Origin of the sequence: Pseudomonas sp. WHRI 8519 (genome assembly GCF_040224055.2) — a bacterium.
Taxonomy (GTDB): Bacteria; Pseudomonadota; Gammaproteobacteria; order Pseudomonadales; family Pseudomonadaceae; genus Aquipseudomonas; species Aquipseudomonas putida_X.
Genome location: NZ_CP167996.1, coordinates 1,251,753 through 1,268,289, shown reverse-complemented (window position 1 = coordinate 1,268,289; position 16,537 = coordinate 1,251,753). Strand labels below are relative to the sequence as shown.

Below are 16,537 nucleotides of genomic sequence, written 5' to 3'. Positions count from 1 at the left end.
GGGCAGATCAATGTCGTTGCTGCTTCTGATACCGATACAAGCCCTTGGCTGCAGCGACCACGTGGGGCACACAAGCCTGAAGCTCATCGAAGCTCATGGTATCAAGCAGCTCGAAGTTATCTTCCAGCCCGTGCAGCGAAATGGCCTTGAGCAGTTGATCCTGCTCTGGCGGAAGCTCGCCCCATTGCGCGACCTGGGTAGCGCGCATGTAGCCAAAGCACCACTCCTCCATGATGATCGCTGGCCCTTCCTCGCCTTCACTTTCTTCGAACACCGGCTCGAAGCCGTCGACATTCTCCGCAAGCTGTTCCGCCACCTGGTGGGCATAGCGCAGCATCAGTGCCGTGTAGGCTTCTTCATGGGCAGGCTTCTTGAACTTCGGCACCTTGCCACCGGCGACCGCAGGTAACCACTGCTCGGGGTTGACCCGACCCGGCGAGCTGGCCAGGCCGGTGAAAAAGCCGTTGAGCTCGGCAAGGTTGAGTACCGAATAGTCGTTACCGTAGGTGATCAGCAGGTCTTCAAGGCGGTTGAGCTCTTTTTCGCTGAGGGGAGGAAGCATGGGGGCACATCCTGAAAAGCCAAAGTGTGTGCACCCTATCACAGCGGCGGGGCAAGGGCTGCGGGCAGTTCCCCTAATGGGGTAGCCAGGTGCACAGCGACGACTGTTGCCCCGAGCCGAGTAGCAACCACAACAAAATTCGACACTTGCGCGGACACAGCTGCCCGGCCATATGTACACCCTTGGACTGCAAGTCGATCTCTGCCCCCGCAAAGCCATAGGTCGACCGAGCGGTGGTACCACTTCCGGTGCGGGTAGCGACAATTACTGGCAGATTCGGCGCGAGCTCACCCAGCATATCGGACCAGGCGCTGGAAACGTGCCCAGCACCGAAACCGGCTATGACCAGCCCCTCGAACCCAAAGGCCGCAACAGCCTGCAGCAAGGCGGTATCTGCATCGAGGCAGGCCTCCAGCAGTGCAACCCGATGATCAACGCGTTCGGGCAGCGGTAGCACGGCGCGCGGGCAAGGCATTTGACGATAAACCGCCATGCCTTCTACCAGCTCTCCAACGGCACCACTGCCAGGCGACTCGAACGCCGCCATCGCCAGGCTGGCTGTCTTGCGAACCCTCGTTGCGCAGTGGATCTGATCGTTGATCACCACCAGCGCACCTCGTCCCCTACTCTCCTGAGCCAGTGCTACCTGCGCCGCCGCCAGCAGATTGGCCGGCCCATCGCTCCCCGGCTGGCTGGCCGAGCGCATTGCACCGGTGAGCACCAGCGGCGCATCGTAAGGCCAGAGCAGGTCGAAGAAGTACGCCGTCTCCTCCAGCGTGTCGGTTCCCTGAGTCAGTATCACTGCCTGTGAGCCAGCTTCGATTTCAACACGGGCCCAGGCCAGCACCTCAAGAAGCATCACGAAACTCAGGGAGGCGCTAGGGACAAGGCACAGCGTGGCAACTTCAAGCTGCGCCATCTCACGTAATTGGGGTAGCAAGGCCAATTGCTTCTCACAATCGAGACTCGGCGTCACTCCCCGCCCAGGAGCATCGGCCTGCATGCTGACCGTTCCTCCCAGGCTGGCAATCGACAAGCGAGGCAAATTTTCAACTTCCGTCATATGCCAACTCCCGTAACAAGACCGACCAGCGGCACGATAGCGACTGTACTGATGGCCATGGACAGAACATTGCCGATGTAGCCATGCATATAGCTCGGTAATCGCTGGCTGATGGCCACAGCCAACGGCGGTGCGATCAGTGCGCCCGACACTGCACTGAGCATGACCACCTGCCAGCTACCGCCATGGGTCAGTATCGCGGCAGGAACGATGGACACGATGGGGATATAAGTGGGATACCAGCCACGTGCTTGCCATTGACGCCGCCAGATCACAACACCAATCAGCGAAGACAACCCCTGCCCGGCCAACAGTTGAACAACCAGTTGCGAGCCATAGGCGGGGGCGGCGGGCGCTAGCATGTAGGCGGCCAGCACCCCCAGCAAGAGCCCCAGACTGGCCAGTTCATTTCCGAAGAATGGGCCTTCGCTGAAATCGGCCAGCACGCGCCGGAGTGACCAGAGCACTCCATAGTCCGGATTTGGCGCAACGGCCGGCAACGTCGCGGGCCTGCGGCCGCCCTTGACCAACGATGGAAAACGCCTGCACAGCATGAAAGCCATCACGCTTGCTACAGCCATCCCGCTGACAGTGCCGATCACGGGAGGTAACTGCAGGGGGTAGCAGAGGTAATTGACCAGCAACAGACTGGCTGGTGCTACCAGCAGTGCACCCAGGACCGCACCAGTGACCGTTACCTGCCAGCCGCCACCAAACAGCAGCACCATGGCAGCCGGCAGCGAGACGAAGGCGACGAATGTGGGTTGCCAGGCGCCACTGGCCAGGGTCCAGCCCCACATGGCATGACTGAGCAGCAGCCCTAGCAGCGAGCTGGTGACAACCCAGGGCCACAAACCGCTGCCATAACAGACGGCGAAGCCCTGGCACCGGTAGCCTCGGATATAGGCCCAATGCGCCAGGCAAGCGCCGAGCAGCAAGCCGAGAGCGGGTAGTTCATGCTTGTAGAAAGTGACTTCGCTGATGTCTGCGACTATCCAGCGCAGGCGGCTTAGTGGCTGATCAAGGGTCGCAGTCCACTGTGCATAATCGGGCCATTGACCCAGTACCACACTGGCTGTCAGCAATGCTGTCAGGCCGGCAAGCATCAACGCAGGAAGCAATTGCTGGGAAGAAATGAACTTAACCTTCATTACCATCTCCTCAGCGTGGCATGGGTGCATGCATGCGGTAGCCGAGCGTGGCGTCGTAAAGATCTGTCCGCCGGTCTCGTGGCAAATCGTTGAGGCTGTTCCAGATTGGCGCCGAACGGGCCGCGCTGAGATCGACATCGGCATAGAGGATGGTTTCGTGATCTGCACTGGCCATTTCGCCGATAGGCCACCCATTGGTCCCAGCGATCAGCGAACAGCCCAGAAAACGGCCTCCCCGCTCGCTACCGATTCGATTGGCGGCGGCGATATAAACATTGTTGACGTGTGCTGCGGTCATGGTGAGGTACGAAGCCATGCAACGGCCGGCAACATCGAACAGCGGTGGTGGCGTCCATACCCAGTTGTTCAGGCTGCAGAGGATGTCGGCGCCTTGGGCCGCCATCAAGCGGGGGACCTCGGGAAACCAGATATCCCAACAGATCAACAAACCTATACGCCCGATGGGCGTTTCGAAAACAGGGAAACCCAAGTCGCCGGGGGTGAACCACAGCTTTTCCTGATTCCACAGGTGAGCCTTGCGGTAATGCCCAAGCATCCCTCCTGGCCCGAACAGTACTGCACTGTCATAGAGTTTCAGACCATCGCGTTCCGCGAAGCCTGCGGCCAGATAAACCTGTTGCTTCTGAGCAAAATCCGCCCACGCCTGGAGGCTGGGCCCGTCCTGTAACGTCTGGGCATGAGCATAGGCTTCGGCACGCGACTGAAAGGTATAACCGGTGTCTGCCAGTTCAGGCAGCACAATCAGGCCGGCGCCTTCACGGGCCGCTCGACGGGCCAGCGCCAACCCGCGTTTCAGGTTGGCATTGCGATTTTCTAGGCCGACCTGGGGGTCGAACTGAATGACGGCAACTTTTACCGGGCTTATCGGGAGGCATCGTTCGGACATGGCGGCTTCCTTTTATGGTTGTTGTGGAAGAGCGCCAGTAAAGCGGGGCCAGGCTGGGGAGCGACAGTCAGCCCGCTCCCACAGACCTGTAGGAAAAGTGAAGAGTTTTGGTAGGAAACGCCCTATTCGAAGACCTTCGAACGCTTTGTTTACCGAATTTGATAATGCGGATAGTGATCAAGGGTGAAGCCACCATGGAACTTGGCTGATGTGCGATCACAGATGTTTATGACCGTGTCGACTGCCGTACGCAGACATGGCTCCGTCCAACCCGCATCAACAGAGAAGCACTCCCCAGCCAGATAAAGTCCCGAGGATGCACTCAATTCACGGTTGTATTTCATCAAGCCAACAGCGTCGTAATAGGTGCCTGCTCGATAAAGTTTTGCGCAGCCGAGGGCGTTTCTATCAGTCATCCATCGCTGTATACGAATGTTTCGAGTATCGATGTAAGGCGATATGGCTTCACCGATATTGCTACAGCGCAACAGGATCCGATCAAGCTCATTGATGCACTTCTGTGCGAGCTCCTCATCAGAAAACGCCCCCAGTTTGGTGGCGTCGTCTTCCCAGGTGTAACTGAGGAGGATGCAATCATCGGTGTAGCTGTCGTTGTAGCGGTAGGCATACACGTCGTGGACAAAGCTGTCAGTGATCAGTATTTGTGGCAAAGGAAGTTGGCGATCGAGGAAGGATTTCTGGAGCGGCGCATAGACTTTGCAGCTGGTTTCCCAATGGGCATGCTTCCAGGCATCCATGATCGGTTGCGGCAAAGACTCCCGGCTGAAATCACTAAGCCGGATCTGAGTTTCAATCAACCAGGATGGCGTGGTCAGAACAACGCTGTCGAAATCATCGTGCAGCAACTGCTCTCGCTCTGAATTGCTCCACTGCCAACGGTATTGAACTCGAATACGACCATTCGGCAGTTTCTGCAGACCGCACACCGAACTGTCAGTCAGCAGGCCATCATCACGTTGAGCAAGATGGCTATACAATGACGTGCCCTGAGTATCAATATCCATGAACAGCAGGCAGTCATCCATCGCTGCCAGGCCAAGATAGGCAGGTGCCTGGAACATTACCCCCTTGCTGTCAGGCACCGTCTCGACTTCCAGATACGGTGCGGCGAAAGGTATGCCCTCCTCATCCACACGCCCGTGAACCAATTGCAAGTGGCTGCTGAAGCCGAAGATCGCAGTGCGCAGAGGGTACAGGCAGCAGACATCATAGAATGCACCCCAGCTGCCATCACCGATACCTATCGCATAGAAGATTGCCGACTCATCTCTATCCATGCCTAACCCGCCAAAGTCACCGGGGTTTGCTGGATCCCAGCGGTCAAGAACAGGCTGGTGAACCAGCTCCCGGAACGATAGCCGGTGATACCTTTCTACAATGGCAGACCACATCGATTCCCAGCTTTGCGTGCCGTAAATAGTGGCAACCTTTTCGGCGAACAGCTCTGCAAAGCGTGTCCATTTCCCGTGAATGCGCTGCAGGGTGTCCGTAGGAGGAGGAGTGTCTCCTTCTGGATTGCGCCAGATCAGAAGGGCCGGATCTTTACTTTCGTCAAGCTGGCCTTCTCGCAGGTAGATCCCTGTGGCATTCACCCAAGGTGTACCAGGGTTGGGAAAGTCGGAGAGGCGCAAGTCGAATAATTTGGCGTAGTAGGCCATCAGCGAACGTCCGTCCTTGGCAGGCTCCCCCGTTCTATTGAAGAAGGGCATGCGCATTGCCCCCATTTCAAAAGGGCTTTTAGGGTGCTTGTAATCGCCAAGGTTGTTCACCACTGTCAGGTGGCGGCCGCCAATACGCTGGGATTGCTCGATCAAAGTGATTTGTGTGAAGCCACAACGCAGCAGCTCACGGGCAGCGGTCAAACCGGTAACGCCAGCGCCGACGATGCAGATCCGATGCTCCGGTTGAACAGCACGCGCGATACCACCTTCTTGCTCGATCAGCCGGCGATAGTCAAAGCAAAGGTCTGGTGGATTCGGGAAGCGTGCAGCCCAAGGTTGCGTGGGTGAAGGAGGCTCAATGGCCAAGTTGGCGGGGTGATTGTATGACGATCCAATGGTCATGTTCTCGTGTTCTCCATGGGGGCTTGAGAACGTGAGAATGGTGAATCGTAAGACCTGAGCGGTGGTGGATATGTACGCCCATGAATGCAGGCTCTGCCGCGTGACCGCTGGAAAGCCGACACTGTTGCGATGCCTGGGCAGCCTGATCCCCGGTAAACCGTCTCCCCTGGGGGAGGCGGTTCACCAAGGATTGGACTTTACGGCTTACACCGCCAGCGCGCGCTCACGCAGCTCGCTGTTGAGGATGCGGTCGTTCTCGCTGTAATCGACCGGGCAGTCGATCACGTGCACGCCCGGGGTCTTGATGCAGTGCTCGAGCAGCGGCAGCAAACCTTCGGCGCTTTCTACGCGATGGCCATTGGCACCGTAGGCTTCGGCGTACTTGACGAAGTCCGGGTTGCCGTAGTCCAGGCCGAAATCGGTGAAGCCCATGTTGGCCTGCTTCCAGCGGATCATGCCGTAGCCGTCATCACGCAGGATCACCACGGTAACGTGCATGCCAAGACGGACTGCGGTTTCCAGCTCTTGGCTGTTCATCATGAAGCCACCGTCGCCACACACCGAGATCACCGGACGGTCCGGGTACACCAGGTGGGCTGCCATCGCCGACGGCAGGCCAGCCCCCATCGTCGCCAGGGCGTTGTCGAGCAGTACGGTGTTGGGCTTGTGAGCCTTGTAGTTACGGGCGAACCAGATTTTGTAGATGCCGTTGTCCAGGGCAACGATGCCTTCGGACGGCAGTACGCGGCGGATATCGGCAACCAGGCGCTGAGGGTAGACCGGGAAGCGGTCATCGTCGGCGCCTTCGGCGATCTGGGCTTCGTTGGCTTCACGAATCGCCATCAGGCGGGTGAAGTCCCAGTGCGAAGTGTCGCCCAGGCCTTCAGCGATCTGCCAGACGGCGTTGGCGATGTCGCCGATCACTTCAACCTGCGGGAAGTACACGGCGTCGACTTCGGCGGAACGGAAGTTGATATGGATGACTTCGGTGCCGCCACGGACCATGAAAAACGGCGGCTTCTCGATCACATCGTGGCCGATGTTGACGATGAGATCGGCCGCTTCGATCGCACGGTGCACGAAATCACCGGACGACAGCGCAGCGTTACCCAGGAAGCGCGGGCTGCGCTCGTCAACCACACCCTTGCCCAGCTGGGTGGTGACGAACGGGATACCGGTCTTGTCGACCAGTTGCTTGAGGACCTTGGCAGTCATCTTGCGGTTGGCGCCGGCACCGATCACCAGGATAGGGCTGCGTGCGGTGCGCAGTTTCTCGATGGCAGCTTCGATAGCCACATGTTCGGCCAGCGGACGGCGGTGCAGGCTGCGCGGGATCGGCATGGCATCGGTCTGCTCGGCGGCGATGTCTTCCGGCAGCTCCAGGTGCACGGCACCCGGTTTTTCTTCTTCGGCCAGGCGGAACGCTTCACGCATGCGCGAAGGGATGTTGTCGGCCGAGGCGAACTGGTGGGTGTACTTGGTGATGGGATCCATCATGCCGCACACATCGATGATCTGGAAGCGGCCCTGCTTGGACTTCTTGATCGGCTTCTGGCCGGTAATCATCATCATCGGCATGCCGCCCAGGTAGGCGTAAGCACTGGCGGTTACCAGGTTGGTAGCGCCGGGGCCCAGGGTCGACAGGCTGACGCCGGTCTTGCCGGTCAGGCGGCCATAGGTGGCTGCCATGAAGCCCGCAGACTGCTCGTGGCGGGTCAGTACCAGCTTGATCTTCGACTTGCGCAGGGATTCCAGCAGGTCGAGGTTTTCCTCACCAGGAATGCCGAACACATACTCGACACCTTCGTTTTCCAGGCATTGCACAACGACATCGGCGGCCTTGGCCATCTTGCTTGTAACCTCAGTTGTATAGGACGGTGAAGGTCCAGAAATGCGCAGCACGGCACGCTGGCATCGCTCTATCCGGGCGCGAGGGTGCCCCGAACCTAAGCCTTGACGCAGCTTGGGCAGGGCAAAGTCACGTAAACGAACAGGATTAATTGTCGCACCCTTCGGCGCGTTTGCGCAGGTGCGAGACGGACAAAACATCTTTGCCTGGAGAAAGGTGTGCGAATATCGGAAAGACAAAACCCCTACCTGCTCGCGCAGATAGGGGTTTTGCGAAATGAATCTTGACGATGACCTACTCTCACATGGGGAAACCCCACACTACCATCGGCGATGCATCGTTTCACTGCTGAGTTCGGGATGGGATCAGGTGGTTCCAATGCTCTATGGTCGTCAAGAAATTCTGTAGCCAGAATGTCCAGATGGACAGCCCAGCGAATCCGGATATGCGATATTTGTGGTTCGTTGCGAACTTTCGGTTCGTATCATCTTCACCACCACAATCTGCAGAAGCAAATTGCTTGGGTGTTATATGGTCAAGCCTCACGGGCAATTAGTATTGGTTAGCTCAACGCCTCACAGCGCTTACACACCCAACCTATCAACGTCGTAGTCTTCGACGGCCCTTTAGGGGATTCAAGATCCCAGTGAGATCTCATCTTGAGGCAAGTTTCCCGCTTAGATGCTTTCAGCGGTTATCTCTTCCGAACATAGCTACCCGGCAATGCCACTGGCGTGACAACCGGAACACCAGAGGTTCGTCCACTCCGGTCCTCTCGTACTAGGAGCAGCCCCTCTCAAATCTCAAACGTCCACGGCAGATAGGGACCGAACTGTCTCACGACGTTCTAAACCCAGCTCGCGTACCACTTTAAATGGCGAACAGCCATACCCTTGGGACCGGCTTCAGCCCCAGGATGTGATGAGCCGACATCGAGGTGCCAAACACCGCCGTCGATATGAACTCTTGGGCGGTATCAGCCTGTTATCCCCGGAGTACCTTTTATCCGTTGAGCGATGGCCCTTCCATACAGAACCACCGGATCACTAAGACCTACTTTCGTACCTGCTCGACGTGTTTGTCTCGCAGTCAAGCGCGCTTTTGCCTTTATACTCTACGACCGATTTCCGACCGGTCTGAGCGCACCTTCGTACTCCTCCGTTACTCTTTGGGAGGAGACCGCCCCAGTCAAACTACCCACCATACACTGTCCTCGATCCGGATAACGGACCTGAGTTAGAACCTCAAAGTTGCCAGGGTGGTATTTCAAGGATGGCTCCATGAGAACTGGCGTCCCCACTTCAAAGCCTCCCACCTATCCTACACAAGCAAATTCAAAGTCCAGTGCAAAGCTATAGTAAAGGTTCACGGGGTCTTTCCGTCTAGCCGCGGATACACTGCATCTTCACAGCGATTTCAATTTCACTGAGTCTCGGGTGGAGACAGCGCCGCCATCGTTACGCCATTCGTGCAGGTCGGAACTTACCCGACAAGGAATTTCGCTACCTTAGGACCGTTATAGTTACGGCCGCCGTTTACCGGGGCTTCGATCAAGAGCTTCGCTTGCGCTAACCCCATCAATTAACCTTCCGGCACCGGGCAGGCGTCACACCCTATACGTCCACTTTCGTGTTTGCAGAGTGCTGTGTTTTTAATAAACAGTCGCAGCGGCCTGGTATCTTCGACCGGCATGAGCTTACGGAGCAAGTCCTTCACCCTCACCGGCGCACCTTCTCCCGAAGTTACGGTGCCATTTTGCCTAGTTCCTTCACCCGAGTTCTCTCAAGCGCCTTGGTATTCTCTACCTAACCACCTGTGTCGGTTTGGGGTACGGTTCCCAGTTATCTGAAGCTTAGGAGCTTTTCTTGGAAGCATGGCATCAACCACTTCGTCGCCTAAAGGCAACTCGTCATCAGCTCTCGGCCTTGAGATCCCGGATTTGCCTAAGATCTCAGCCTACCACCTTAAACTTGGACAACCAACGCCAAGCTGGCCTAGCCTTCTCCGTCCCTCCATCGCAATAACTGGAAGTACAGGAATATTAACCTGTTTTCCATCGACTACGCTTTTCAGCCTCGCCTTAGGGACCGACTAACCCTGCGTCGATTAACGTTGCGCAGGAAACCTTGGTCTTTCGGCGTGCGAGTTTTTCACTCGCATTGTCGTTACTCATGTCAGCATTCGCACTTCTGATACCTCCAGCAAGCTTCTCAACTCACCTTCACAGGCTTACAGAACGCTCCTCTACCGCATCACCAGAGGTGATACCCGTAGCTTCGGTGCATGGTTTGAGCCCCGTTACATCTTCCGCGCAGGCCGACTCGACTAGTGAGCTATTACGCTTTCTTTAAAGGGTGGCTGCTTCTAAGCCAACCTCCTAGCTGTCTAAGCCTTCCCACATCGTTTCCCACTTAACCATGACTTTGGGACCTTAGCTGACGGTCTGGGTTGTTTCCCTTTTCACGACGGACGTTAGCACCCGCCGTGTGTCTCCCATGCTCGGCACTTGTAGGTATTCGGAGTTTGCATCGGTTTGGTAAGTCGGGATGACCCCCTAGCCGAAACAGTGCTCTACCCCCTACAGTGATACATGAGGCGCTACCTAAATAGCTTTCGAGGAGAACCAGCTATCTCCGAGCTTGATTAGCCTTTCACTCCGATCCACAGGTCATCCGCTAACTTTTCAACGGTAGTCGGTTCGGTCCTCCAGTCAGTGTTACCTAACCTTCAACCTGCCCATGGATAGATCGCCCGGTTTCGGGTCTATACCCAGCGACTAAACGCCCTATTAAGACTCGCTTTCGCTACGCCTCCCCTATTCGGTTAAGCTCGCCACTGAATATAAGTCGCTGACCCATTATACAAAAGGTACGCAGTCACCTAACAAAGTAGGCTCCCACTGCTTGTACGCATACGGTTTCAGGTTCTATTTCACTCCCCTCTCCGGGGTTCTTTTCGCCTTTCCCTCACGGTACTGGTTCACTATCGGTCAGTCAGTAGTATTTAGCCTTGGAGGATGGTCCCCCCATGTTCAGACAAAGTTTCTCGTGCTCCGTCCTACTCGATTTCATTGATAAGAGATTTTCGTGTACGGGGCTATCACCCACTATGGCCGCACTTTCCAGAGCGTTCCACTAATCTCAAATCAACTTAAGGGCTGGTCCCCGTTCGCTCGCCACTACTAAGGGAATCTCGGTTGATTTCTTTTCCTCAGGGTACTTAGATGTTTCAGTTCCCCTGGTTCGCCTCTTGCACCTATGTATTCAGTACAAGATACTCAGCTTATGCTGAGTGGGTTCCCCCATTCAGAGATCTCTGGATCACAGTCTGTTTGCCGACTCCCCAAAGCTTATCGCAGGCTACCACGTCTTTCATCGCCTCTGACTGCCAAGGCATCCACCGTATGCGCTTCTTCACTTGACCATATAACCCCAAGCAATCTGGTTATACTGTGAAGACGACATTCGCCGAAAATTCGCATGTTGCTCTTTCGAGCAGAACTCACAAATTTTACCTTAGCCTGATCCACCAGCAGTGAAACTGGTGTTCAGTCTATTTCTATCACATATCCGAATTTTTAAAGAACGATCTGACAAAAGCCAGAAATCAACATTCATCACCGAATGTTCATTTCTAAGTTCTGAAAGCTGTACAACCTGAAAGAGTGGTGGAGCCAAGCGGGATCGAACCGCTGACCTCCTGCGTGCAAGGCAGGCGCTCTCCCAGCTGAGCTATGGCCCCGTATTTTCTAGGCCGCACCAAGTAATTGGTAGGTCTGGGCAGATTTGAACTGCCGACCTCACCCTTATCAGGGGTGCGCTCTAACCAACTGAGCTACAGACCTATAACAGGGTCGCGTTACAGCATCGTCTTTATACAAAGAATCAAGCAATTCGTGTGGGAGCTCATCAGCAGGCTGATGTCGTCGATTAAGGAGGTGATCCAGCCGCAGGTTCCCCTACGGCTACCTTGTTACGACTTCACCCCAGTCATGAATCACACCGTGGTAACCGTCCTCCCGAAGGTTAGACTAGCTACTTCTGGTGCAACCCACTCCCATGGTGTGACGGGCGGTGTGTACAAGGCCCGGGAACGTATTCACCGCGACATTCTGATTCGCGATTACTAGCGATTCCGACTTCACGCAGTCGAGTTGCAGACTGCGATCCGGACTACGATCGGTTTTGTGAGATTAGCTCCACCTCGCGGCTTGGCAACCCTCTGTACCGACCATTGTAGCACGTGTGTAGCCCAGGCCGTAAGGGCCATGATGACTTGACGTCATCCCCACCTTCCTCCGGTTTGTCACCGGCAGTCTCCTTAGAGTGCCCACCATAACGTGCTGGTAACTAAGGACAAGGGTTGCGCTCGTTACGGGACTTAACCCAACATCTCACGACACGAGCTGACGACAGCCATGCAGCACCTGTGTCAGAGTTCCCGAAGGCACCAATCCATCTCTGGAAAGTTCTCTGCATGTCAAGGCCTGGTAAGGTTCTTCGCGTTGCTTCGAATTAAACCACATGCTCCACCGCTTGTGCGGGCCCCCGTCAATTCATTTGAGTTTTAACCTTGCGGCCGTACTCCCCAGGCGGTCAACTTAATGCGTTAGCTGCGCCACTAAAATCTCAAGGATTCCAACGGCTAGTTGACATCGTTTACGGCGTGGACTACCAGGGTATCTAATCCTGTTTGCTCCCCACGCTTTCGCACCTCAGTGTCAGTATCAGTCCAGGTGGTCGCCTTCGCCACTGGTGTTCCTTCCTATATCTACGCATTTCACCGCTACACAGGAAATTCCACCACCCTCTACCGTACTCTAGCTTGCCAGTTTTGGATGCAGTTCCCAGGTTGAGCCCGGGGCTTTCACATCCAACTTAACAAACCACCTACGCGCGCTTTACGCCCAGTAATTCCGATTAACGCTTGCACCCTCTGTATTACCGCGGCTGCTGGCACAGAGTTAGCCGGTGCTTATTCTGTCGGTAACGTCAAAACACTAACGTATTAGGTTAATGCCCTTCCTCCCAACTTAAAGTGCTTTACAATCCGAAGACCTTCTTCACACACGCGGCATGGCTGGATCAGGCTTTCGCCCATTGTCCAATATTCCCCACTGCTGCCTCCCGTAGGAGTCTGGACCGTGTCTCAGTTCCAGTGTGACTGATCATCCTCTCAGACCAGTTACGGATCGTCGCCTTGGTGAGCCATTACCCCACCAACTAGCTAATCCGACCTAGGCTCATCTGATAGCGCAAGGCCCGAAGGTCCCCTGCTTTCTCCCGTAGGACGTATGCGGTATTAGCGTTCCTTTCGAAACGTTGTCCCCCACTACCAGGCAGATTCCTAGGCATTACTCACCCGTCCGCCGCTGAATCAAGGAGCAAGCTCCCGTCATCCGCTCGACTTGCATGTGTTAGGCCTGCCGCCAGCGTTCAATCTGAGCCATGATCAAACTCTTCAGTTCAATACTGCTTGGGTTTTTAAGAAACCCTAAACTTGGCTCAGCAATCTCAAATGACTATGTGATTTCTCGCATGGTCACTTGTGATGCTGATAATCTTTTTGACTATCAGTCCGTACTCACAAGCACCCACACGAATTGCTTGATTCAATTTGTTAAAGAGCGTTTGGTTAAGAGCTTTTCGTCTCAACCGAGGCGCGCATTCTACGCTTTCCTCACTTGCTGTCAAGCGTTTGTTTTGAAGTTTTTTTGAATCCGCTTTCTTTCAAAAGCCTTGAACTTCAACAACTTACCGCCTGCCTCACCGCGTTCAACGCTGCGAGGAGGCGAATAATACGCGGTTTGAAATTTGAGTCAACACCTTGATCTAAAAAAACTTCGCCTCGCATTTTGCAGCCGCTGGGCAACTAAATGCATGAACCATCGCTCTGTAGATAAACACTCCGTGGAGGGCAATGGCATGAGCGATGCGCAGAGCGAGAAGACCCCTGGCCTGTCGGCTGACGAAGAGAAGGAAGTCAGCCATAACCAACCCCCGAGGGCGGCGGTTCTGCACGAAATCATTCGCTACCAGGGCGACCAGGAACTGGAGCGGACCCTGGCGGCGCTGTGGTGGTCGGCCTTGGCAGCTGGCCTGACCATGGGCCTTTCATTCATGGCCATGGGGCTTTTCTACGCCCGCCTGCCCGAAGGTGAGAGTGCACAGGTCATCGCCAGCATCGGCTACAGCGCGGGCTTTCTTGCGGTGATCCTGGCGCGTCAACAACTGTTTACGGAAAACACCCTCACAGCGGTATTGCCGGTAATGACGACACCAACCTTCGCCAACCTCGGGCGCCTGTTGCGCCTATGGGGCGTAGTACTGGTAGGAAACCTGGCAGGCACCTTGCTGGTTGCCTGGGTCATCCTCGAGCTGCCCATTTTCGACAGCAAGACGGATGTCGCCTTCCTTGAAATCGGCCGCAAGGTGATGGAGAACGATATCAGCCAGATGTTCGCCAAGGGCATCATATCGGGCTGGATGATAGCGACCATGGTGTGGATGATCCCATCCATGGAGAACGCCAAGATCTGGATCATCCTGATGATCACCTACCTGATGGCACTGGGCGACTTCACTCACATCGTCGTAGGTTCGGTCGAGGTGTCCTATCTGGTCTGGGCGGGTGACGAAAGCTGGCGCAGCTTCTGGCTGGAGTTTGCCTTGCCGACCTTGGCCGGGAATATCATTGGCGGCAGCTTCATTTTTGCCCTGATCAGCCACGCCCAGGTGCGCAGCGACAGCGGCAAGCCACCTTCGCAGCTATTGAAGGATGAAAAAAGGTCTGCGTTCGGCAAGCAGGACGACAAGCAATGATCCGAAGCGTGCAGTCGCTGCCGGTTCGGGCTCGCCAACGCAGTTCAACCTGGGAATTCTAGGCGGCCAGGCCCCTGGCAAAACACGCAGCTAACCAGGGGCCACATCAAGCTGCCAATGCTGACACTCTATCCACTGGTCCGGGCTAGGTGCGCTACCGCCTGGTGATCAAGCTTGCCGGACACAAGCGCCGGCCCCGGTACCTGAGCCGGATTGCTAGTCTGACCGGGCTGCTGGATCACTGTGGCTGGAAGCATTGGCTCCAGCTTCGCGTCCAAGCTTGCCAGAACCTGCAAACGCCATCAGTAATTGCTCTGATCGATATCGGCCATTTCAAGAGCATTATCACCGCCGCGGCACCGTCAGCAGCGCAAGGAGCGCTGCGCCAGAATTTCCGGCAGGTCCGTGCGCCGCATGTACTGGCGCAGCGGTTCGGCAATGTTCAGCCGATCGTCCACATGCTGCTCCAGCAGCAGCGACAGGCGCTGGCGGCACAGCGCCATGTGCGCGCCCTGCGCTGGCCGCCAGACGAACTCGCTGCACGGGATGATGCTCTCGTCGGCCACGTCCATACCGAACGCGTCTTCGCTGAACCGTACGATATGGACGCCGCGTTTGCCATGAAAGCCGACAAAGCCCTTGAGCTGGTCGGCTGCGCTGCAGATGTCCTGGGATGTGATGGCCATGTCGAAACCTCGCAATAACTGGAAGTGACGCACGCCAGGCGGGCAACGGTCGCCTCTGGTGGGCGACGCGCAAGGCCAGCCTAGCTCAATCGCTGGCCGTTTCGCCAAGGTTTTTCGCCATTGACCCAACCGCCCCGCTAGACTGATGGGCTAAATCTATTCCGTCGCCAATTTTGGGACCGTTCATGACCAACGCCATCAGCGCCGATATCGCCACCATCGGCCGCATCAGCGCCGTGCCCGCCATCCTTCAGGTCATCTGCGAATCCACCGGCATGCGTTTCGCCGCCGTGGCACGGGTTACCGAAAGCAACTGGACCGCCTGCGCCGTACTCGACAATCTGGGCTTTGGCCTCGAGGTGGGCGGCGAGCTCGAATTGGCAACCACGCTGTGCCACGAAATTCGCAGCTCTCACCAGACCATCGTGATCGATAAAGCCAGCGAAGATGAGCGCTACTGCCACCACCATACGCCGCAGCTCTATCGCTTCGAAAGCTACATATCCGTACCGGTGTTCCGTACAGATGGCAGCTTCTTCGGCACCATCTGCGCCCTGGACCCGAATCCGGCCTCGCTCAAAGGCCAGGCCATCCAGCCCATGATGGAGTCGTTCGCCCGCGTGCTCGCCATCCAGATCGAGAATGAAGAGAGCGTCCAGCACACCGAGCGCGCCCTGCGTGAGGAACGGGCGATGGCCGAAGTGCGCGAACAGTTCATCGCAGTGCTCGGCCACGACCTGCGCAACCCTCTGTTCGCCATCACCGCAGGCGCCGAACTGTTGATTCAGCGCCTGGATGACGACAAGCAGCGTGGGATCGCCCGCCACATCCACACTTGCGGGCAGCGCGCCGCACAGCTGGTACGCGACGTGCTGGATTTTGCCCGAGGCCGGCTTGGCAGCGGCATCCCCTTGAACCTCGAGGCCTGCCCGGACCTTGCCGAAGGCCTCATGCATGTCGCTGCAGAACTGCAGCACATCCACCCACAGCGGCACATCGTGCTTCAGATCGGAGATATCGGCGGCCTGTACTGTGATCGCGAACGGGTGGCCCAGCTGCTCTCCAACCTTATCGCCAACGCGCTGATCCATGGTGCGCCTGACGGGCCGGTGACGGTCAGGGCGGCGATCGCCGACGGGGAGTTCGCGCTTAGCGTGCACAACAATGGGCTCCCCATCGCCTCACAAACCCTGGACCAACTGTTCAAGCCCTTTACCAGGCCGCTGTCTGCGGGGCCAAGACAGGGGCTTGGGCTTGGCCTTTATATAGCCAACCAGATAGCCCTGGCCCACGGTGGACGCATGCAGGTCATCTCAGATGAGCTAACCGGCACGCTGTTCAGCTTTCACTTGCCGGCCACTGCACCGAGGCAGGTGCCGGGGCCGTCGACGGCCAGCCTGTAACGCATCGCGGA

9 protein-coding genes, 2 tRNA genes and 3 rRNA genes are annotated in these 16,537 nt (G+C 56.6%); 2 read left to right on the top strand and 12 right to left on the bottom strand.

The genetic code is table 11. The features are described from left to right. Nucleotides 1–7: 7 nt before the first annotated feature. From ABRP30_RS05800 to ABRP30_RS05750, 11 genes are all read right to left on the bottom strand, one after another. Nucleotides 8–562 carry a UPF0149 family protein gene (locus ABRP30_RS05800; RefSeq protein WP_267821509.1) on the bottom strand — a complete coding sequence of 185 codons (555 nt, stop codon included), beginning with the start codon at nucleotides 560–562 and terminating at the stop codon, nucleotides 8–10. 73 nt (nucleotides 563–635) lie between these two features. Beyond that, nucleotides 636–1,625 (bottom strand): asparaginase, encoded by a 990-nt coding sequence (locus ABRP30_RS05795; protein WP_349976402.1) that lies wholly within the window; start codon nucleotides 1,623–1,625, stop codon nucleotides 636–638. Further along, complete coding sequence (locus ABRP30_RS05790) at nucleotides 1,622–2,776, bottom strand: hypothetical protein (protein WP_372490411.1); 1,155 nt, start codon at nucleotides 2,774–2,776, stop codon at nucleotides 1,622–1,624. The genes ABRP30_RS05795 and ABRP30_RS05790 overlap by 4 nt, the downstream gene beginning before the upstream one ends. A 10-nt stretch (nucleotides 2,777–2,786) precedes the next feature. Beyond that, the gene (locus ABRP30_RS05785) at nucleotides 2,787–3,683 is read right to left on the bottom strand and encodes a nitrilase family protein (RefSeq protein ID WP_349976401.1); all 897 of its coding nucleotides are present in this window, start codon (nucleotides 3,681–3,683) and stop codon (nucleotides 2,787–2,789) included. A gap of 149 nt (nucleotides 3,684–3,832) precedes the next feature. Then, nucleotides 3,833–5,767 carry an FAD-dependent oxidoreductase gene (locus ABRP30_RS05780; protein WP_349976400.1) on the bottom strand — a complete coding sequence of 645 codons (1,935 nt, stop codon included), beginning with the start codon at nucleotides 5,765–5,767 and terminating at the stop codon, nucleotides 3,833–3,835. Nucleotides 5,768–5,971: 204 nt separating this feature from the next. Further along, nucleotides 5,972–7,615: an acetolactate synthase large subunit gene (locus ABRP30_RS05775; protein ID WP_012313089.1), complete on the bottom strand. Its 1,644-nt coding sequence runs from the start codon at nucleotides 7,613–7,615 to the stop codon at nucleotides 5,972–5,974. Between the two features lie 282 nt (nucleotides 7,616–7,897). Further along, a 5S ribosomal RNA gene (gene rrf / locus ABRP30_RS05770) occupies nucleotides 7,898–8,013 on the bottom strand. 134 nt (nucleotides 8,014–8,147) lie between these two features. After that, a 23S ribosomal RNA gene (locus tag ABRP30_RS05765) occupies nucleotides 8,148–11,039 on the bottom strand. A gap of 242 nt (nucleotides 11,040–11,281) precedes the next feature. Further along, nucleotides 11,282–11,357 (bottom strand) — tRNA-Ala (locus tag ABRP30_RS05760). Between the two features lie 26 nt (nucleotides 11,358–11,383). Next, nucleotides 11,384–11,460 (bottom strand) — tRNA-Ile (locus tag ABRP30_RS05755). 86 nt (nucleotides 11,461–11,546) lie between these two features. Continuing rightward, nucleotides 11,547–13,083: ribosomal RNA gene (locus ABRP30_RS05750) — 16S ribosomal RNA — on the bottom strand. Together the 16S, 23S and 5S rRNA genes with 2 tRNA genes alongside form the textbook arrangement of a ribosomal RNA operon. Nucleotides 13,084–13,540: 457 nt before the next feature. On the opposite strand from ABRP30_RS05750, the gene ABRP30_RS05745 reads away from it, so the two are divergent. After that, nucleotides 13,541–14,437: a formate/nitrite transporter family protein gene (locus tag ABRP30_RS05745; RefSeq protein WP_349976644.1), complete on the top strand. Its 897-nt coding sequence runs from the start codon at nucleotides 13,541–13,543 to the stop codon at nucleotides 14,435–14,437. Between the two features lie 362 nt (nucleotides 14,438–14,799). Here the strand turns inward: ABRP30_RS05745 and ABRP30_RS05740 are convergent, their stop codons facing one another. Then, nucleotides 14,800–15,123, bottom strand: coding sequence for a DUF2025 family protein (locus ABRP30_RS05740; RefSeq protein ID WP_349976643.1), 324 nt, complete (start codon nucleotides 15,121–15,123; stop codon nucleotides 14,800–14,802). 185 nt (nucleotides 15,124–15,308) lie between these two features. Between ABRP30_RS05740 and ABRP30_RS05735 the strand changes: the two genes are divergently transcribed. Then, nucleotides 15,309–16,526 (top strand): GAF domain-containing sensor histidine kinase, encoded by a 1,218-nt coding sequence (locus tag ABRP30_RS05735; RefSeq protein WP_349976642.1) that lies wholly within the window; start codon nucleotides 15,309–15,311, stop codon nucleotides 16,524–16,526. Nucleotides 16,527–16,537 lie beyond the last annotated feature (11 nt).

Excerpts from the sequence above, each read along its gene's own strand:
- ABRP30_RS05740 (WP_349976643.1), bottom strand. The coding sequence starts at position 15,123 with ATGGCCATCACATCCCAGGACATCTGCAGCGCAGCCGACCAGCTCAAG.
- ABRP30_RS05785 (WP_349976401.1), bottom strand. The coding sequence starts at position 3,683 with ATGTCCGAACGATGCCTCCCGATAAGCCCGGTAAAAGTTGCCGTCATT.
- ABRP30_RS05800 (WP_267821509.1), bottom strand. The coding sequence starts at position 562 with ATGCTTCCTCCCCTCAGCGAAAAAGAGCTCAACCGCCTTGAAGACCTG.
- ABRP30_RS05790 (WP_372490411.1), bottom strand. The coding sequence starts at position 2,776 with ATGAAGGTTAAGTTCATTTCTTCCCAGCAATTGCTTCCTGCGTTGATG.
- ABRP30_RS05745 (WP_349976644.1), top strand. The coding sequence starts at position 13,541 with ATGAGCGATGCGCAGAGCGAGAAGACCCCTGGCCTGTCGGCTGACGAA.
- ABRP30_RS05795 (WP_349976402.1), bottom strand. The coding sequence starts at position 1,625 with ATGACGGAAGTTGAAAATTTGCCTCGCTTGTCGATTGCCAGCCTGGGA.
- ABRP30_RS05735 (WP_349976642.1), top strand. The coding sequence starts at position 15,309 with ATGACCAACGCCATCAGCGCCGATATCGCCACCATCGGCCGCATCAGC.
- ABRP30_RS05775 (WP_012313089.1), bottom strand. The coding sequence starts at position 7,615 with ATGGCCAAGGCCGCCGATGTCGTTGTGCAATGCCTGGAAAACGAAGGT.
- ABRP30_RS05780 (WP_349976400.1), bottom strand. The coding sequence starts at position 5,767 with ATGACCATTGGATCGTCATACAATCACCCCGCCAACTTGGCCATTGAG.